15 protein-coding genes are annotated in these 18,361 nt (G+C 59.4%); 12 read left to right on the top strand and 3 right to left on the bottom strand.

The window, feature by feature from the left end:
- Nucleotides 1-142: 142 nt before the first annotated feature.
- Entirely contained in the window at nucleotides 143-2,398 is a 2,256-nt protein-coding gene (locus ACA059_RS14650; RefSeq protein ID WP_497634480.1) for an Orn/Lys/Arg family decarboxylase, read from the top strand.
- A gap of 14 nt (nucleotides 2,399-2,412) precedes the next feature.
- Nucleotides 2,413-3,027 carry a GNAT family N-acetyltransferase gene (locus tag ACA059_RS14655; protein ID WP_497634481.1) on the top strand — a complete coding sequence of 205 codons (615 nt, stop codon included), beginning with the start codon at nucleotides 2,413-2,415 and terminating at the stop codon, nucleotides 3,025-3,027.
- Here the strand turns inward: ACA059_RS14655 and ACA059_RS14660 are convergent.
- Both ACA059_RS14660 and ACA059_RS14665 read right to left on the bottom strand, forming a co-directional pair.
- Nucleotides 2,993-3,886 carry a LysR family transcriptional regulator gene (locus ACA059_RS14660; protein ID WP_497634482.1) on the bottom strand — a complete coding sequence of 298 codons (894 nt, stop codon included), beginning with the start codon at nucleotides 3,884-3,886 and terminating at the stop codon, nucleotides 2,993-2,995. The genes ACA059_RS14655 and ACA059_RS14660 overlap by 35 nt on opposite strands.
- An 88-nt stretch (nucleotides 3,887-3,974) precedes the next feature.
- Nucleotides 3,975-4,235, bottom strand: coding sequence for a hypothetical protein (locus ACA059_RS14665; protein ID WP_046048837.1), 261 nt, complete (start codon nucleotides 4,233-4,235; stop codon nucleotides 3,975-3,977).
- 176 nt (nucleotides 4,236-4,411) lie between these two features.
- Here ACA059_RS14665 and ACA059_RS14670 point away from each other — a divergent pair, with 176 nt between their 5' ends.
- Together ACA059_RS14670 and ACA059_RS14675 are read left to right on the top strand one after the other, a co-directional pair.
- Nucleotides 4,412-4,972: an NADPH-dependent FMN reductase gene (locus tag ACA059_RS14670; protein WP_458511601.1), complete on the top strand. Its 561-nt coding sequence runs from the start codon at nucleotides 4,412-4,414 to the stop codon at nucleotides 4,970-4,972.
- Nucleotides 4,973-5,338: 366 nt separating this feature from the next.
- On the top strand, nucleotides 5,339-6,622 hold the full coding sequence (locus tag ACA059_RS14675; protein WP_497634483.1) for an arsenic transporter: 1,284 nt from the start codon (nucleotides 5,339-5,341) through the stop codon (nucleotides 6,620-6,622).
- Nucleotides 6,623-6,735: 113 nt separating this feature from the next.
- Here the strand turns inward: ACA059_RS14675 and ACA059_RS14680 are convergent, their stop codons facing one another.
- A complete protein-coding gene (locus ACA059_RS14680) occupies nucleotides 6,736-7,686 on the bottom strand; it encodes a DUF1853 family protein (RefSeq protein WP_497634484.1) in 951 nt (316 codons plus the stop codon).
- 112 nt (nucleotides 7,687-7,798) lie between these two features.
- Between ACA059_RS14680 and ACA059_RS14685 the strand changes: the two genes are divergently transcribed.
- The 8 genes from ACA059_RS14685 to ACA059_RS14720 all read left to right on the top strand — a co-directional run bounded on the left by ACA059_RS14685 (nucleotide 7,799) and on the right by ACA059_RS14720 (nucleotide 18,198).
- Nucleotides 7,799-8,689 (top strand): NAD(+) kinase, encoded by an 891-nt coding sequence (locus tag ACA059_RS14685; RefSeq protein ID WP_030130396.1) that lies wholly within the window; start codon nucleotides 7,799-7,801, stop codon nucleotides 8,687-8,689.
- Nucleotides 8,686-9,660: a metallophosphoesterase gene (locus tag ACA059_RS14690; RefSeq protein WP_497634680.1), complete on the top strand. Its 975-nt coding sequence runs from the start codon at nucleotides 8,686-8,688 to the stop codon at nucleotides 9,658-9,660. Before ACA059_RS14685 ends, ACA059_RS14690 begins: the two co-directional genes overlap by 4 nt.
- A complete protein-coding gene (locus tag ACA059_RS14695; protein ID WP_497634485.1) occupies nucleotides 9,657-10,532 on the top strand; it encodes a rhomboid family intramembrane serine protease in 876 nt (291 codons plus the stop codon). The genes ACA059_RS14690 and ACA059_RS14695 overlap by 4 nt, the downstream gene beginning before the upstream one ends.
- 29 nt (nucleotides 10,533-10,561) lie before the next feature.
- A complete protein-coding gene (locus tag ACA059_RS14700; protein ID WP_008152127.1) occupies nucleotides 10,562-10,822 on the top strand; it encodes a YeaC family protein in 261 nt (86 codons plus the stop codon).
- On the top strand, nucleotides 10,819-11,649 hold the full coding sequence (locus ACA059_RS14705) for a DUF2797 domain-containing protein (RefSeq protein WP_033054639.1): 831 nt from the start codon (nucleotides 10,819-10,821) through the stop codon (nucleotides 11,647-11,649). The genes ACA059_RS14700 and ACA059_RS14705 overlap by 4 nt, the downstream gene beginning before the upstream one ends.
- Nucleotides 11,650-11,659: 10 nt before the next feature.
- Nucleotides 11,660-14,317, top strand: coding sequence for an aminopeptidase N (gene pepN / locus ACA059_RS14710; protein ID WP_497634486.1), 2,658 nt, complete (start codon nucleotides 11,660-11,662; stop codon nucleotides 14,315-14,317).
- A 400-nt stretch (nucleotides 14,318-14,717) separates the two neighbouring features.
- On the top strand, nucleotides 14,718-15,785 hold the full coding sequence (locus ACA059_RS14715) for a WD40/YVTN/BNR-like repeat-containing protein (RefSeq protein ID WP_497634487.1): 1,068 nt from the start codon (nucleotides 14,718-14,720) through the stop codon (nucleotides 15,783-15,785).
- A gap of 28 nt (nucleotides 15,786-15,813) precedes the next feature.
- Nucleotides 15,814-18,198: an efflux RND transporter permease subunit gene (locus ACA059_RS14720; RefSeq protein ID WP_129444548.1), complete on the top strand. Its 2,385-nt coding sequence runs from the start codon at nucleotides 15,814-15,816 to the stop codon at nucleotides 18,196-18,198.
- Nucleotides 18,199-18,361 lie beyond the last annotated feature (163 nt).

Here is an 18,361-nt window from a genome sequence, read left to right on the forward strand (position 1 = left end):
CCGCCAGCATTGAGGTTGATGGCCACATGATGGTGCATCCGCTGGCCCATTTCAGGGCATCGACGCTCGCTACATCCGCTTCAACCCTCTACCCTGAGGTGATTGGCGGACCATGGTCTGCCGCCTCAGGACACTGAGCCCCATGTATAAAGATTTGAAATTCCCGGTCCTGATCGTCCATCGCGACATCAAGGCCGACACCGTCGCCGGTGATCGCGTGCGTGGCATCGCCCGGGAGCTGGAGCAGGAAGGCTTCAGCATTGTCTCGGCGGTGGATTACACCGAAGGGCGTCTGGTCGCTTCGACACATCACGGTCTTTCCTGCATGTTGATTGCGGCTGAAGACGCCAGCACACACTCTCATTTGTTACACAATATGGCTGAGCTGATCGGCCTGGCGCGGGTGCGTGCGCCCGACTTGCCGATCTTCGCGCTGGGTGAGCAGGTGACCTTGGAGAACGCTCCGGCCGACGCCATGGCCGAACTCAATCAGCTGCGCGGGATTCTTTATCTGTTCGAAGACACCGTGCCTTTTCTGGCTCGGCAGGTCGCTCGAGCGGCGCGCAAATACCTGGATGGTCTGCTGCCTCCGTTTTTCAAAGCGCTGGTGCAGCACACGGCTGACTCCAATTACTCCTGGCACACGCCCGGCCATGGCGGCGGCGTGGCGTACCACAAGAGCCCGGTGGGTCAGGCGTTTCACCAGTTCTTCGGGGAAAATACCCTGCGCTCGGATTTGTCGGTGTCGGTGCCGGAACTCGGTTCTTTGCTCGATCACACTGGTCCGCTGGCAGAAGCCGAGGCCCGTGCTGCCCGCAATTTCGGCGCCGATCACACCTTCTTCGTGATCAATGGCACCTCGACCGCCAACAAAATCGTCTGGCATTCGATGGTCGCTCGCGATGACTTGGTGTTGGTGGATCGCAACTGCCACAAGTCGATATTGCACTCGATCATCATGACCGGCGCCATTCCGCTGTACCTGTGCCCCGAGCGCAATGAGCTGGGGATCATCGGCCCGATTCCATTGAGCGAATTCAGCCGCGAATCGATTCAGGCCAAGATCGACGCCAGCCCACTGACCAAGGGCCGAGCGGCCAAGGTCAAGTTGGCGGTGGTGACCAATTCGACGTACGACGGCCTCTGCTACAACGCTGAGCTGATCAAGCAGCAGTTGGGTAACAGCGTCGAGGTCTTGCACTTCGATGAAGCCTGGTACGCCTACGCGGCGTTTCACGAGTTCTTCGCCGGACGTTACGGCATGGGCACTTCCCGCAGTGAAGACGGCCCGCTGGTGTTCACCACCCATTCCACCCACAAACTGCTGGCGGCGTTCAGCCAGGCGTCGATGATTCACGTCCAGGACGGCGGCGCGCGGCAACTGGATCGGGATCGCTTCAATGAAGCGTTCATGATGCACATCTCTACCTCGCCGCAGTACAGCATCATCGCTTCGCTGGATGTGGCGTCGGCCATGATGGAAGGCCCGGCCGGGCGATCGCTGTTGCAGGAAATGTTTGACGAGGCGCTGAGTTTTCGCCGGGCGCTGGCCAATTTGCGCCAGCACATCGCCGCTGACGATTGGTGGTTTTCCATCTGGCAACCGCCGTCGGTGGAAGGCATCGACCGAGTTGTCACCAAGGACTGGCTGCTGCAACCCGACGCCGACTGGCACGGCTTTGGCGGTGTGACCGACGACTACGTGCTGCTCGACCCGATCAAGGTCACGTTGGTGATGCCGGGCCTGACGGCAGGTGGCGCCCTCAGCGAGCGCGGGATTCCGGCGGCGGTGGTCAGCAAATTCCTTTGGGAGCGGGGACTAGTCGTTGAAAAGACCGGGCTGTATTCATTCCTGGTGCTGTTCTCCATGGGCATCACCAAGGGCAAATGGAGCACGCTGCTGACCGAGTTGCTGGAGTTCAAGCGCAGCTACGATGCCAACGTCAGCCTCGCGACGTGCCTACCGTGCGTGGCACAAGAGAATGTCACGCGCTATCAGGGTATGGGGTTGCGCGATCTGTGCGATCAATTGCACGCCTGCTACCGCAGCAATGCCACGGCCAAACACCTCAAGCGCATGTACACCGTGCTGCCGGAAATCGCCATGAAGCCGTCTGACGCCTATGATCAATTAGTGCGTGGCGAGGTTGAAGCGGTGTCGATCGATGCTTTGGATGGGCGGATCGCCGCTGTCATGCTGGTGCCGTACCCGCCGGGGATTCCGTTGATCATGCCCGGCGAGCGCTTTACCGAGTCGACCCGCTCGATCATCGATTACCTGGCATTTGCGCGCACGTTCGATAGCAGTTTTCCGGGGTTTGTCGCTGATGTGCACGGATTGCAGCACGAAGACGAGGGCAATGGACGGCATTACACCGTTGATTGCATCAAGGAATGAGGACCTTTCCCAGTATGCAACCGATCATGAATCCGAAATACCCAGGGCTGTCGGTGCGTGTTGCCGACGATGGTTTTGCGGCCTATATCTGGGGTAGCGATTTCAGTTTTGAAGTCGCCGCCTATGGCACCGCCGAAATCGGTAAACCGGTGGAGCAGTGGCCGGTGACGCCGATCACGCCCTATCGCAAGTGCTACGGCATTGATCCCGAGGAGTTCAGCAGTTTCCGCGATGCCGCTGACAGCGCGATTTTCATGGCTTATCTCGATGATGAGGCCGTGGGTCACTTGGTGGTCAGCACCAACTGGAACGGCTTTGCCCATATCGACGAGTTGGCGGTGCATGCGCCGGCGCGTCGTCATGGCGTGGCTAAGGCGTTGCTGGATGTGGCGCAGTTCTGGAGTCGCAAAAAGAAACTGCCGGGCATCATGCTCGAAACCCAGAACAACAACCTGGGGGCCTGCCGGCTCTATGAGCGCAGCGGTTACGTCATGGGCGGAATCGACCATCTGCGCTACCGCGGGATCGATCCGAACACCGCCGAAGTGGCGCTGTTCTGGTATCGATTGTTCGATAACCCGCTGGAAACCCCGCTTAGTTCGCCAACATCGCCACGGCTTGTTCCGTGATAATGCCCAGCAATGCCTGAACCGCCGGTGATGGCTCGCCGTTCTTGAGGGTCAAGGCATAAAGGCTGATCGGCACGGCCGGCGCCAGCGGGCAGGCATCCAGCCCGGCCGATTTGGCCCCGAGGGCGGTGAACGGGTCGACGATGGCCAGGCCTTCACCGGCCTCGACCATGCTGCGCATCATCTGGTGAGTCTGTACCCGGGTTTGAATGACCGGGGCAGGGCGCAGGGCATGCAGCTTGTTTTCCAGCGCCGGGCTCAGCGGATCATGACCTTCCAGGCCAACGATCGATTGACCCGCCAGGTCCTGCAGCGAGATGTACTTTTGTTTGGGTTGCAACCAGCCGTGGGGTGCCAGCAGCTGAAGTTTGCCTTGGGCGATCACCTGGCAATGAATGTCGGCGTGATCGGGATCATGCAGGCTCAAGCCCAGATCGCTTTCGCGCAGCAGCAGGCTTCTGACGATTTCGCGGGTAGGTTGACTCAGAAGGGTGCAAGGCGCGTCAGGAAGGCGCCGGCGCAGGGCGGCAATGCTCTGTGGCAATAGCTGCTGTGCCAGGGGCGGTGTGCAGATAATCCGCAGGGGAGGCGCCTGATATTGCTTGAGGCTGTTGGCCAGCCGCTGAACCGGCTCGAGCGCTTCATAGACGTGGGCAATCTGGACCTGCAACTCCCGCGCCTCGCGCGTGGCCTGCAAGCGTCCACGCACGCTGGAAAACAGCATGAAACCCAACTGATCCTCGGCGTCGCGCAGAATCCCTTCGACTTCGGCCACAGGCAACTGCAGCCATTCGGCGGCGGTGCCCAGGTGCCCGGTCTGCAGAAGCGCCTGGATCACTTCGATATGACGTAAACGCATGCGTGAAGTCCATGTTCAGCAGGTGAGGGAGTCAGTGGCTGAATCCTAACTCAAGTGCGCGCATATGACTTCTGCTCATAACACGGGGTTATGAAGCGACGTTGGTTTCCGGCCGGCTGCCGACATAGGTGTCGGGCTCGCGCACGATAGTGACGTCCGATTGCACCAGCAAAAACTGGTTGTCATCGAGCTTTTTAACGCGATCGCCAATGGCCAGCTTATAAGTGGTGACAGGCACCGAGCCAGTGAGACCGTCTGCCGACGGGGTGGATTCCTGGAACTCATGCACGGAATAAACGCGGCCTTCCGCGTCTCTTGCATGGAACTGACCGACGAGTACTGCTGCCATCTGCTTAGAACCTCTGGGGATAAATCACTCAATTTGCGGCTCTGTAGACCGTGGTTGGGCGAGGTAAGTTTTCCTACAGGAAAAAAATAGTCAGGGGCGGCGTTTTTCAGTCGCCCACTGGTTGAATCGTCATCTATAACTACAAGCTCTTTCCATCGGACAGTTGAGAATCTTCCATGAGCAACGTCTATACGATCGCTGTACTGGTCGGCAGCTTGAGAAAGGAATCGATCAATCGCAAGGTGGCGCTGGCCCTGGCCGAGCTGGCGCCTGCCAATCTCAAACTGGTTATCGTCGAAATCGGCGATCTGCCGCTCTACAACGAGGACATCGATGGTGCTTCACCGCCGGCAGCCTACAGCACTTTCCGGCAACAAGTGAGCTCATCCGACGCGGTGCTGTTCGTGACCCCCGAATACAACCGTTCGGTGCCTGCGCCGATGAAGAACGCGATCGATGTGGGTTCGCGTCCCTATGGCAAGAGTGCCTGGAGCGGAAAACCTGGAGCGGTGATCAGTGCTTCGCCGGGCGCTATCGGTGGTTTTGGCGCCAACCATCACCTGCGCCAGTCCATGGTGTTTCTGGATGTGCCGTGCATGCAGCAACCGGAAGCCTATCTGAGCGGTGCTGGTTCAGCGTTCGACGAGGCGGGTAACCTGTCCGAGTCGCTAAAACCGTTTTTGCAAAAATTCATCAATGCTTATGGTCTTTGGGTCGAACAACACAAGAAGGTGTGACAAATCCGGTGTAGGAGAAAGCATTGCACCTACAGGGCTCGGCTACAAATCATTGCTTAGGCTATAGCCCACCGATCTGTCGTAGCAGCTGCCGAGCCCGCGAGGCTGTGGCGAGGGGATTTATCCCCGTTCGGCGGCGAAGCCGTCGTAATCCATTGGACGCGGTGTGGCTGGAAAAAAAGGCCGCTTCGCAGCCCAACGGGGCGGTGCGACGTTTCGCTAAATCCCCTCGCCACGGCCTCGCGCTGCTCGGCAGCTGCTACATCGATCCCGGTGCGTTTAGGAGCAGGGGAGCAAGTTTGGGCTTTACTCCGCCCGTGTGTTGCGGCTGAATCGCGGTTTGTTTTTCCGACAAGGCTGCACTCCATGCTGATCGCATCGTTGATTTTCCTGCTGACCATCACCTTGGTGATCTGGCAGCCAAAAGGCCTTGGCGTCGGCTGGAGTGCGGTATTCGGCGCGGTACTTGCGCTGATTTTCGGGGTCGTTCACCTGAGCGACATCCCGCTGGTGTGGCAGATTATCTGGAACGCCACCGGGACCTTTGTCGCGCTGATTGTCATCAGTCTGCTGCTGGACGAGGCGGGGTTCTTCGCCTGGGCGGCGTTGCATGTGGCCCGTTGGGGGCGGGGCAGCGGACGTAAGCTGTTTGCTTATATGGTGCTGCTCGGTGCGTTGGTGTCGGCGTTGTTCGCCAACGACGGGGCAGCGCTGATTCTCACACCTATCGTGATTTCCATGCTGCTGGCGTTGCGCTTTTCCCCGGCGGCGACCCTGGCGTTCGTCATGGGCGCCGGTTTCATCGCTGATACGGCGAGTCTTCCGTTGGTAGTGTCGAACCTGGTGAACATCGTTTCCGCTGACTTCTTCAACATCAGTTTCAACCGTTACGCGGCGGTGATGATCCCGGTCAACCTGGTAAGTGTCGCGGCGACCCTGGCGATGCTGATGTGGTTTTTCCGTCGTGACATTCCCAAGGATTACGACCCCGAGCAACTGGCGCATCCGGCTTCTGCGATCCACGACAACGCCACGTTTTATGCCGGTTGGGCCGTGTTGGTGATTCTGCTGCTCGGCTGCTTTGCGCTGGAACCGCTGGGGATTCCGATCAGTGCCATCTCTGCGGTGTGCGCGGCGTTGCTGCTGGCCATTGCCGCCCGTGGTCACAAGATTTCCACCCGCAAAGTCATCAAAGAAGCGCCCTGGCATATCGTGATTTTCTCGCTGGGCATGTACCTGGTGGTGTATGGCCTGCGCAACGCGGGGCTCACGGGGTATCTGGCCGGATGGCTGGATGGTTTTGCCGGCTACGGCGTGTGGGGCGCGGCCATGGGCACGGGCGTGCTGACGGCGCTGCTGTCGTCGATGATGAACAATCTGCCGACGGTGCTGATCGGTTTGCTATCAATCGATGCCAGCCAGGCGACCGGGGTGGTGAAGGAGGCGATGATCTACGCCAACGTCATCGGCAGCGACTTGGGGCCGAAGATTACGCCAATCGGCAGCCTGGCAACGTTGCTGTGGTTGCATGTGCTGGAGCGCAAGAGCATTCGGATCGGCTGGGGATATTACTTCAAGGTCGGGATTGTGCTGACGGTGCCTGTTTTGTTGGTGACGTTGGCGGCGCTGGCTTTGCGGTTATCGGTATAGACCGCGGCGGCCCCTTCGCGAGCAGGCTCGCTCCCACAGGGATCTTCGGCATAAGGAGATCAAATGTGGGAGCGAGCCTGCTCGCGAAGAGGCCATTGCAGTCACCATAAATCTCAGCCACTGCCAGGAACGTTAGGCCAAAGATCAGCCACCAGAAACAGCCGCTCGGCTTCTTCCCAATCGCCTTGGGTGTTTTCTGTGAGTCGCACCAGCAACTGCGCCGTGGCCAGTGGCTCTAGATCGCTGAGCCAGGCATTCAGCTGTTCAGTGCTCCAGGTCTGCTCCACCGGATAGTGCGCCGGTGCCAGCCAGGCATGGCGGGGCAGGGGTTGCCAGCGACCGAATGGGCGTTGCACGACAAAGTCTGCCCAGTCCTTCTGGTGCAGCCAGCTACCGCGTAAATGCTGGGGATGTGCGCCATTCGGTGGCTCGGCCGGTCCCGGCCACGGATACAGCAAATAACCGCCCAGCCACAAATGCGCGCTGAACTGCTGGATATCCAGCGCCGCCAATACTTCGCGGCTCTCCGGGCGCGCCGAAATCGGCAACTGATGCTGAGTCAGATGGGCCAGTTTGCGGTCCAGCCGATCGTGGCAACCGGGGCCGAGCCACTGCGCCGCGTCGTGTCCGTCGCCATTTTGCGGGCCAAGGTAAAGTTTGATCGCCAGTTCCAGATGATGCACACCGTCACGATCACGCAGCAGCATGTCCAGCTCGCCCAGCGTGTGGCCTTCGCGGCGGATCGGCATGTTGGCGGCAATCAGGTCGATACCCGGCGCGTGCCGCACGGCGTATTGCCAGAGGCGTTCGTAGTACAAGCCCAATCGCCGGGTTCGGGCCTGCGCCAGCCAGTGCAGCAAGTCATAACTGTCGTGATCGAGTTGCTGTAGCCACCGTTCCAACTGCTCCGGCGCTTGTACCCAGTCACTGCCGGTCAGCGGGTGACGCTGCGGCCACGTCGTGACGCCAAGCATCGGCGGCGCGAGGATGACCCAGGCCAGGTCGCGCACTTCGGGGTGGCGCAACTGGTGGGGTAACTGCAGCAAATCGGGAAATAGGATCATCTTGCGAGCATAGCCTCAATCGTGAGTACACCGTTGTGGCTGAAAGGATTTTGTCTATCCTGCGCTTTCGCCCATAATCGTGTTTTTCGCCGCCGTAGACCTTAGGGGCCCCATGGAGCAATTTCGTAATATCGGCATCATCGGTCGCCTGGGCAGTTCTCAGGTGCTGGATACCGTTCGCCGACTGAAACGGTTTCTGCTCGATCGTCACCTGCACGTGATCCTCGAAGACACCATCGCCGAAGTGTTGCCGGGTCACGGCCTGCAAACGTCGTCGCGCAAGATGCTCGGCGAAGTATGTGACATGGTGATTGTGGTCGGCGGTGACGGCAGCTTGCTCGGTGCTGCACGTGCTTTGGCCAAGCACAATATTCCAGTGCTTGGCATCAACCGTGGCAGCCTGGGCTTCCTTACCGATATTCGCCCCGATGAGCTGGAAGTCAAAGTCGCCGAAGTGCTCGACGGCCACTATCTGGTGGAAAACCGCTTCCTGCTGCAAGCCGAAGTCCGCCGCCACGCCGAGGCCATTGGTCAGGGCGACGCGCTGAACGACGTGGTGCTGCACCCCGGCAAGTCGACGCGGATGATCGAGTTCGAACTGTACATCGACGGCCAGTTCGTCTGCAGCCAGAAGGCCGATGGCCTGATCGTCGCCACGCCCACCGGTTCGACGGCCTACGCGCTGTCGGCGGGCGGGCCGATCATGCATCCCAAGCTCGACGCTATTGTGATTGTGCCGATGTACCCCCATACCTTGTCGGGCAGGCCGATTGTGGTCGATGGCAACAGTGAGCTGAAAATCGTCGTGTCCAAAGATATGCAGATTTACCCGCAAGTCTCCTGTGACGGGCAGAACCATTTCACCTGCGCGCCGGGTGACACCATCACTATCAGCAAGAAAGCCCAGAAGCTGCGGCTGATTCACCCGCTCGACCACAACTACTATGAAGTCTGCCGGACCAAACTCGGCTGGGGCAGCAAGTTGGGTGGTGGAGGCGACTGATGCTCGATCCCGCGCGAAGCTACGACCTGATCGGTGACGTGCACGGTTGCGCTCTGACCCTTGAGCACTTGCTCGACCGGCTCGGTTATCAAAAACACGGTGGCGTCTGGCGGCATCCGTCGCGTATGGCGGTGTTCGTCGGCGACATCATCGACCGTGGCCCACGGATTCGCGAAGCGCTGCACATCGTTCACGACATGGTCGAAGCCGGCCAGGCGCTGTGCATCATGGGTAATCATGAATTCAACGCCCTCGGCTGGAGCACGCCGGCGCCTCCGGGCAGCGGCAAGCAGTTTGTGCGTGAACACACCCCGCGCCATGCCCGTTTGCTGAACGAAACCTTGACCCAGTTCGAAGACCATCCGGCGGACTGGCATGACTTCCTGCAATGGTTCTATGAGATGCCATTGTTCGTCGATGCCGGGCGATTCCGGGTGGTGCATGCCTGCTGGGATGCGGGCCTGATCGAACCATTGCGCGCGCTATTCCCCAACGGTTGCGTCGATGAACATTTCCTCCAGGCCTCGGCCGTACCAGGCAGTTTCGCCTGCACCGTGTTCGACCGCCTGTTGCGCGGCACCGACATGCGCTTGCCTCATGGTTTGACCATGACCAGCGGTGATGGCCTGACGCGTTCGTTCTTCCGCACCAAGTTCTGGGAAGACGACCCGCAAACCTACGGAGACATTGTGTTCCAGCCCGACGCCTTGCCCGAACCCGTGGCCCAGACACCCCTGTCGTCTACCGAAAAAAACACCTTGTTGCGCTATGGCGTCGATGAGCCATTGTTGTTCGTGGGCCATTACTGGCGCAGCGGCAAACCGGTGCCGATCCGGCCGAACCTGGCCTGTCTGGATTACAGCGCGGTGCTCTACGGGAAGCTGGTCGCCTACCGTCTGGACCAGGAAACCCGCCTCGACCCGCATAAATTTGTCTGGGTCGATGTCGAGCGGCCGGAGGTGCTGCGATGAGTGCTGTTGCCGTTTTACGGCTGCCGCTGGCGGTGGACTTGAGCGGGTTCGTCAAACTGTTGCAGCGCATGCAGGTGCCGCATCGGGTCAGCGAAGAGGCGGGTGAGCAGGTGCTGTGGGTGCCGGCCAACATCAGCGAAGACGTGCGCTCGTTGTACGAACGCTACCCGGCCGGTGATCCCGATCAACAGCTGGACATCCCGGTGGCGAAAACCATCAAGCGCCCAAGTTTCGCCGAGCAACTGCGCCACGCCAAGGCGACAGCGTTCGTGTTGCTGCTGAGCCTGCTTGTCGGCGCGGTGACGCTGCTGGGCGAAAACCTCGACACGATGCGCTGGCTGACCTTCCTCGATTTCCGCATTGTCGGCGAGTACATCCACTTCGTGCCCTTGGCTGACAGCCTGGCGGCGGGGCAGTGGTGGCGTCTGGTGACACCGATGCTGATCCACTTCGGCATCCTGCACCTGGCCATGAACGGCATGTGGTATTGGGAACTGGGGCGACGCATCGAGTCGCGTCAGGGCAGCATCAACCTGATCGGCCTGACCTTGCTCTTCAGTCTGGTGTCCAACTATGCCCAGTATTATTTCAGTGGCCCGACCCTGTTTGGCGGGTTGTCCGGCGTGCTCTACGGCCTGCTCGGCCATTGCTGGATTTTCCAGATATTGTCGCCGAACCGTGCTTATCGCCTGCCGCGCGGCGTGCTGGTGATGATGCTGGTGTGGCTATTGCTGTGCCTGTCCGGGCTGGTCTCGATGATCGGCTTCGGTGAAATTGCCAATGCGGCCCACGTCGGCGGGTTGCTCGTCGGATGCTTGACCGGTTTGTTGGGTGGTTTGTACAACCGCCGTAAACTGGCCGCCATAAATTAGTTATGTGAATAAAGAGCGCGGAGCCCTTGATGTCCTCTTTTAACGAAATGATCAACAACATCACCCCTGATATCTACCAGAGCCTGAAACTGGCGGTGGAAATCGGTAAATGGTCCGACGGTGGCAAACTCACCGCCGAACAACGCGAACTGTCGCTGCAAGCGATGATCGCCTGGGAAATCCAGAACCTGCCCGAAGACCAGCGCACCGGTTACATGGGCGTGCAGGAGTGCGGCTCCAAGTCAATCGAAGTGCCGAATATCCTGTTCAAATCGGATGCCGTCCATTGATCGAGATTGGCCGCGGTGCAATCAGCAAAATGTCGGCGCGCCTTGACGGGCCGAACGTGCAGTACGCGTTTCGTCTGGACGACGTCGAGGTGCCGGTCAATCCTTTGATCGGGACCACGGTGCGCCTGGAGTACCTGGGGGCGATTCATTGCTCCCATTGCGGACGCAAGACCAAAACCAGTTTCAGCCAGGGTTACTGCTACCCATGTATGACCAAACTGGCCCAATGCGATATCTGCATCATGAGCCCGGAGCGTTGCCACTATGACGCTGGCACCTGCCGTGAGCCAGAGTGGGGCGAGAAGTTCTGCATGACGGATCACATTGTGTATCTGTCCAACTCCTCGGGGGTGAAGGTCGGGATTACCCGCGCCACCCAGCTGCCGACCCGTTGGATCGATCAGGGCGCCCGTCAGGCCTTGCCAATCATGCGTGTCTCGACCCGTCAGCAGTCGGGCTTCGTCGAAGACCTGTTCCGCAGTCAGGTGGCGGACAAGACCAACTGGCGTGCTTTACTTAAGGGCGATGCGGTGTCGGTCGACCTGGCGCAGGTTCGTGATCAGCTGTTCGACAGTTGCGCCGAAGGATTGCAAGGTTTGCAGGAACGATTCGGCCTACAGGCGATCCAGACTATTGCCGATGTAGAAACGCTCGAAATCCGCTATCCGGTCGAGCAATACCCGGCCAAAATCGTCAGCTTCAACCTGGACAAGAATCCGATCGCCGAAGGCACACTGTTGGGAATCAAGGGCCAGTACCTGATTTTCGACACCGGCGTAATCAATATTCGTAAATACACGGCCTACCAGCTCGCCGTGCATCAGTAAGGACTCCAGCATGCGCACCGAACAACCGAAGATGATCTACCTGAAGGACTATCAGGCGCCCGAGTACCTGATCGACGAGACGCACCTGACCTTCGAGTTGTACGAGGACCACAGCCTGGTCCATGCGCAACTGGTGATGCGCCGCAATCCCGAGCGTGGCCCGGGCCTGCCGCCGCTGGTGCTGGATGGCCAGCAGCTTGAATTGCTGTCGGTGACCCTGGCTGATCGCGAGTTGAGCGACGCGGACTACCAACTGACCGAGAATCACCTGACCCTGCACCCGACCAGCACCACCTTCACGGTCGACACCAGCGTCAAGATCCACCCGGAAACCAACACCGCGCTGGAAGGCCTGTACAAATCCGGCACGATGTTCTGCACCCAGTGCGAGGCCGAAGGGTTCCGCAAGATCACCTATTACCTCGACCGCCCGGACGTGATGAGCACGTTCACCACCACGGTGGTCGCCGAACAGCACAGCTATCCGGTGCTGCTGTCCAACGGCAACCCGATTGCCAGCGGTCCGGGCGAAGACGGCCGGCACTGGGCGACCTGGGAAGATCCGTTCAAGAAACCTGCCTACCTGTTCGCGCTGGTGGCCGGTGATTTGTGGTGCGTCGAAGACACCTTCACCACCATGACCGATCGCGCTGTGGCGCTGCGCATTTATGTCGAGCCGGAAAACATCGACAAGTGCCAGCACGCCATGAACAGCCTGAAGAAGTCCATGCGCTGGGACGAAGAGGTGTACGGTCGCGAGTACGACCTGGACATCTTCATGATCGTCGCGGTCAACGACTTCAACATGGGCGCCATGGAGAACAAGGGCCTCAACATCTTCAACTCCAGCGCCGTGCTCGCCCGCGCTGAAACCGCGACCGACGCCGCGCACCAGCGGGTCGAGGCGATTGTTGCCCACGAGTACTTCCACAACTGGTCGGGCAACCGCGTGACCTGCCGCGACTGGTTTCAGTTGTCGCTGAAGGAAGGCTTCACCGTGTTCCGCGATTCGGGCTTCTCCGCCGACATGAACTCGGCCACGGTCAAGCGCATCCAGGACGTGGCGTACCTGCGCACCCACCAGTTCGCCGAAGATGCCGGCCCCATGGCTCACGCCGTGCGCCCGGACAGCTTCATCGAGATTTCCAACTTCTACACCCTGACCGTGTACGAAAAGGGTTCGGAAGTGGTCGGCATGATCCATACCTTGCTCGGCGCTGAAGGCTTCCGCAAAGGCAGCGACCTGTATTTCGAACGCCATGACGGCCAGGCCGTGACTTGCGACGACTTCATCAAGGCCATGGAAGACGCCAACGGTGTCGACCTGACCCAGTTCAAGCGCTGGTACAGCCAGGCCGGCACACCGCGTTTGGCGGTCAGCGAGTCCTACGACGCGGCGGCGAAAACCTACAGCCTGACGTTCCGCCAGAGCTGCCCGGCAACCCCGGACAAGGTTGAGAAGTTGCCGTTCGTGATCCCGGTCGAATTGGGCCTGCTGGACGCCAAAGGCGCGGCCATTGCGTTGCGTCTTTCCGGTGAAGCCAGCGCTCAGGGCACCTCACGGGTCATTTCGGTGACCGAGGCCGAGCAGACGTTCACCTTCATCGACATCGCGGAACAGCCATTGCCTTCGTTGCTGCGTGGCTTCTCGGCGCCGGTGAAACTGAGCTTCCCGTACAACCGCGATCAGTTGATGTTCCTGATGCAGCACGACAGCGACGGCTTCAACCGCTGGGATGCGGGTCAGCAATTGTCGGTTCAGGTGCTGCAAGAGCTGATTGCTCAGCAGCAAAAGGGCGAGAAACTGGTGCTGGATCAGCGTCTGATTTCTGCCTTGCGCACCGTGTTGTCTGACGAGACGCTGGATCAGGCGATGGTCGCCGAAATGCTCTCGCTGCCGGGCGAGGCGTATCTGACCGAGATTAGCGAAGTGGCTGACGTTGACGCCATTCACATCGCACGCGAGTTTGCTCGTAAACAATTGGCAGAAGGATTGTTTGAGGCGTTGTGGCTGCGTTATCAGGCTAATCGCGATCTCTCGAAGCACACCCCGTATGTGGCTGAGGCCGAACACTTTGCTCGTCGCGCATTGCAGAACATTGCGCTGTCGTACCTGATGCTCATCGGTAAACCGGAAGTGTTGGCGGCGACGCTTGAGCAGTTCGAGACCAGCGACAACATGACTGAGCGCCTGACGGCGTTGGCGGTGTTGGTGAATTCGCCGTTCGAAGAAGAGAAGGCCACGGCACTGGCGAGTTTTGCCGAGCACTTCAAGGACAACCCGCTGGTCATGGATCAGTGGTTCAGCGTCCAGGCGGGCAGCGTGTTGCCCGGTGGTCTGGAGCGGGTCAAGGGGTTGATGCAGCATCCGGCGTTCAATATCAAGAACCCGAACAAGGTGCGCGCACTGGTCGGCGCGTTCGCCGGGCAGAACCTGATCAATTTCCATGCGGCCGATGGTTCGGGTTATCGGTTCCTGGCGGATCTGGTGATCGAGCTGAACGGGTTCAACCCGCAGATCGCTTCTCGGCAGTTGGCGCCACTGACTCGCTGGCGCAAATACGACGATGCGCGTCAGGCGTTGATGAAAGGTGAGCTGGAGCGGATTCGCGCTTCGGGTCAGTTGTCGAGTGATGTGTTTGAAGTGGTCAGCAAAAGCCTGGCTTGATATTGACACTGCGGTCTGCCTGGCAGACCGCAGCGCTCCTTTCGCGAGCAAGCCCGCTCCCACATTCGACCGCATTCTTCTGGTAGAACCCGGTTAAATGTGGGAGCGGGCTTGCTCGCGAAGACGTCAGAGCAGACACCACGGCTTTCCCCACTTGATTCATCCATCACCCCTCCGAATGCCTCCCCATTCACCCACACCCGTTATCCCCCCAGTTAACAAAACATAACGTGGCGTCGATTGTCAGACCTTTCCAAACCCCGATAGGATAAGCCAGCTTCCGAAGGGGCTCTAGATTGCGTATTTCAGGACTATGCTCCAGAAAAGGCAATCCCAAAGAGCAGTCCTTACGGCGCCCTGGAAGGTTGAACGGCCTAACAATAATAATGGGGGAAGGTCTATGAGTGAGCCTGTCATGGGTGTGGGTATCTGCCGCCCGCCGGCATTACGCAAATTCGCGTTGCTGGCTACAGCGCTCTCGCTGTTGGGCTGTGCCGTGCTGTCGGCACCTGTGCTGGCCGCTGCTGCGCCAGCATCCGACATTGTTTATTCCGTTGAATCTGCCAAAGCCAGCAAAAGCCTGATGCTCGACGTCGTGCACGCCGGCAAGCGTCTGGTGGCGGTCGGTGATCGCGGGCACATTTTGTATTCAGATGACCAGGGCGCGACCTGGACCCAAGCCAAGGTGCCGACGCGGCAACTGCTGACGTCGGTGTTTTTCGTCGACGACAAGCACGGTTGGGCCGTCGGCCATGATGCGCAGATCCTCGCCAGCGAGGACGGCGGCGTCACCTGGACCAAGCAATTCGAAGATCTGAAACGTGAATCGCCGCTGCTCGACGTCTGGTTCCAGGACGTCAATAGCGGCTTTGCCGTAGGCGCTTACGGCGCGTTGCTGGCCACCACCGACAGCGGCAAGAACTGGGAAGATGTCAGCGATCGCCTCGACAACGAAGACCAGTACCACCTCAACGCCATCGCCGCGGTCAAGGATTCCGGTCTGTTCATCGTCGGCGAGCAGGGCAGCATGTTCCGCTCCGCCGATTGGGGCCAGACCTGGGAGAAGCTTGAAGGTCCCTATGAGGGCTCACTGTTTGGCGTGATCGGCACCGCTCAAGCCAATACGCTGCTGGCCTACGGGCTGCGGGGCAATCTGTTTCGCTCCACCGATTTCGGTACGACCTGGGAGCCGGTTGAGCTCAAGGCCGCTCGCGGTGCGCTGGAATTCGGTCTGTCCGGCGCGACGCTGCTCGACGACGGTTCCATCGTGATCGTCGGCAACGGTGGCTCGGTGATCCGCAGCGACGACAACGGCGAAACCTTCAGCGTGTTCAACCGTCCGGATCGCATTTCCGTTTCGGCAGTCACCGCAGCAGGCAACGGCAATCTGATTCTGGCAGGACAAGGCGGCGTTCGCGTCACTTCGCCAACCGGCGCAGAGAATGGAAAAAATGGGTCGTCCAAATGAGCCGGGCAAATAATAAGAAGGCGGGTCTATGACATCCTTGAGCACTCATCATCATGACAAGGCGACGTTTCTCGAACGCCTGATTTTCAACAACCGCCCGGCAGTGATCGTCATCTGCCTGCTGGTCAGTATTTTCCTGTTCTGGCAGGCGACGCTGATCCGGCCGTCCACCAGTTTCGAAAAAATGATCCCGCTCGAGCATCCGTTCATTCAAAAGATGATGGAGCATCGCAACGATCTGGCGAACCTGGGCAACACGGTGCGCATCTCGGTGGAAGCCACTGATGGCGACATCTTCTCCAAGGAGTACATGGAGACTCTGCGTCAGATCAATGACGAGGTGTTCTACATTTCCGGTGTTGACCGTTCCGGCCTCAAGTCGCTGTGGAGCCCGAGCGTACGCTGGACCGAAGTGACAGAGGAGGGCTTCGCCGGTGGTGAAGTGATTCCGCAGAGCTACAACGGCTCCCAGCAAAGCCTCGACCTGTTGCGCAACAACGTGCTCAAGTCCGGTCAGGTCGGGCGTCTGGTGGCCAACGACTTCAAGTCGAGCATTGTCGATATCCCGCTGCTGGAGTCCTACCCGGACCCGCAGGACCAAGGCAAGTTGCTGGCGCTGGACTATCGCAAGTTCTCTCACGAACTCGAAGACAAGATCCGCAACAAATTCGAAGCCCAGAACCCCAACGTGCAGATCCACATCGTCGGTTTCGCCAAGAAAGTCGGCGACCTGATCGATGGGCTGGTCATGGTGGTGATGTTCTTCGGCGTCGCCTTCATCATCACGTTGATCCTGCTCTACTGGTTCACCAACTGCATGCGCAGCACCGTGGCGGTGTTGAGCACCACGTTGGTGGCGGTGGTCTGGCAGCTGGGCTTGATGCACTTCTTTGGCTTCGGGCTCGATCCCTACTCGATGCTGGTGCCGTTCCTGATCTTCGCCATCGGTATTTCCCACGGTGTGCAGAAGATCAACGGTATTGCCTTGCAGTCCAGCGAGGCAGACAACGCCTTGACTGCGGCGCGGCGCACGTTCCGTCAGCTGTTCCTGCCAGGGATGATTGCGATCCTGGCGGATGCGGTGGGTTTCATCACGCTGCTGATCATCGACATCGGCGTAATTCGTGAACTGGCCATCGGCGCGTCCATCGGCGTGGCGGTGATCGTGTTCACCAACCTGATCCTGCTGCCGGTGGCGATTTCCTACGTTGGTATCAGCAAACGCGCCGTTGAACGCAGCAAGAAAGACGCGCACCGCGAACACCCGTTCTGGCGTCTGCTGTCTAACTTTGCCAGCCCGAAAGTGGCGCCGGTGTCCATTGTGCTCGCCTTGCTGGCCTTCGGCGGCGGCCTCTGGTACAGCCAGAACCTGAAAATCGGTGACCTGGATCAGGGCGCTCCGGAACTGCGTCCGGACTCGCGCTACAACAAGGACAACAACTTCATCATCAGCAATTACTCCACCAGTTCCGATGTGTTGGTGGTGATGGTCAAGACCAAGTCTGAAGGGTGCTCGCGCTACGAAGCCATGGCGCCGATCGACGAGCTGATGTGGAAGATGCAGAACACCGAGGGCGTGCAGTCGGCGATCTCGCTGGTGACCGTATCCAAGCAGATGATCAAGGGCATGAACGAAGGCAACCTGAAATGGGAAACCCTGTCGCGTAACCCGGACGTGCTGAACAACTCGATCGCTCGGGCTGATGGTCTGTACAACAACAGTTGCTCCCTGGCGCCGGTGCTGGTGTTCCTCAACGATCACAAGGCCGCCACGCTGGATCGCGCCGTGCATGCGGTGCAAGACTTCGCCAAGGAGAACAACAAGGAAGGTCTGGAATTCATCCTTGCCGCCGGTAACGCCGGGATCGAGGCCGCCACCAACGAGGTGATCAAGGAGTCCGAGCTGACCATCCTGATCCTGGTGTACATCTGCGTGGCGACCATGTGCATGATCACCTTCCGTTCATGGGCGGCGACGTTGTGTATCGTGCTGCCGCTGGTCCTGACTTCGGTACTCGGTAACGCCCTCATGGCCTTCATGGGCATCGGCGTGAAAGTCGCAACCCTACCGGTTGTGGCGCTCGGGGTGGGGATTGGCGTGGATTACGGCATCTACATCTACAGCCGTCTGGAAAGCTTCCTGCGTGCCGGTCTGCCGTTGCAAGAGGCGTACTACCAGACGCTGAAGTCCACCGGTAAAGCCGTGCTGTTCACCGGCCTGTGCCTGGCGATCGGCGTGTGCACCTGGATCTTCTCTGCCATCAAGTTCCAGGCCGACATGGGCCTGATGCTGACTTTCATGCTGCTGTGGAACATGTTCGGTGCGCTGTGGCTGCTGCCGGCGCTGGCGCGTTTCCTGATCAAACCGGAGAAACTGGCGGGGCAGAAGGGCAATTCGTTGTTTGCTCACTGATCCCAGGCTGAAATAGAAAAGCCGCAACCCAGGTTGCGGCTTTTTTATTCGAAGATCAAAAGATCGCAGGCTTCGCCAGCTCCTACAGGGACCGCGTGCACCGTTGAATTGCGGGTGTACTCGGGCAACGTAGGAGCTGGCGAAGCCTGCGATCTTTTGACTT

Source organism: Pseudomonas sp. LBUM1647 (assembly GCF_059716175.1).

What these genes read in the sequence shown, in the direction of transcription:
- ACA059_RS14650 (WP_497634480.1), top strand. Translation starts at nt 143, where the DNA reads ATGTATAAAGATTTGAAATTCCCGGTCCTGATCGTCCATCGCGACATC.
- ACA059_RS14655 (WP_497634481.1), top strand. Translation starts at nt 2,413, where the DNA reads ATGCAACCGATCATGAATCCGAAATACCCAGGGCTGTCGGTGCGTGTT.
- ACA059_RS14660 (WP_497634482.1), bottom strand. Translation starts at nt 3,886, where the DNA reads ATGCGTTTACGTCATATCGAAGTGATCCAGGCGCTTCTGCAGACCGGG.
- ACA059_RS14665 (WP_046048837.1), bottom strand. Translation starts at nt 4,235, where the DNA reads ATGGCAGCAGTACTCGTCGGTCAGTTCCATGCAAGAGACGCGGAAGGC.
- ACA059_RS14670 (WP_458511601.1), top strand. Translation starts at nt 4,412, where the DNA reads ATGAGCAACGTCTATACGATCGCTGTACTGGTCGGCAGCTTGAGAAAG.
- ACA059_RS14675 (WP_497634483.1), top strand. Translation starts at nt 5,339, where the DNA reads ATGCTGATCGCATCGTTGATTTTCCTGCTGACCATCACCTTGGTGATC.
- ACA059_RS14680 (WP_497634484.1), bottom strand. Translation starts at nt 7,686, where the DNA reads ATGATCCTATTTCCCGATTTGCTGCAGTTACCCCACCAGTTGCGCCAC.
- ACA059_RS14685 (WP_030130396.1), top strand. Translation starts at nt 7,799, where the DNA reads ATGGAGCAATTTCGTAATATCGGCATCATCGGTCGCCTGGGCAGTTCT.
- ACA059_RS14695 (WP_497634485.1), top strand. Translation starts at nt 9,657, where the DNA reads ATGAGTGCTGTTGCCGTTTTACGGCTGCCGCTGGCGGTGGACTTGAGC.
- ACA059_RS14700 (WP_008152127.1), top strand. Translation starts at nt 10,562, where the DNA reads ATGTCCTCTTTTAACGAAATGATCAACAACATCACCCCTGATATCTAC.
- pepN (WP_497634486.1), top strand. Translation starts at nt 11,660, where the DNA reads ATGCGCACCGAACAACCGAAGATGATCTACCTGAAGGACTATCAGGCG.
- ACA059_RS14715 (WP_497634487.1), top strand. Translation starts at nt 14,718, where the DNA reads ATGAGTGAGCCTGTCATGGGTGTGGGTATCTGCCGCCCGCCGGCATTA.
- ACA059_RS14720 (WP_129444548.1), top strand. Translation starts at nt 15,814, where the DNA reads ATGACATCCTTGAGCACTCATCATCATGACAAGGCGACGTTTCTCGAA.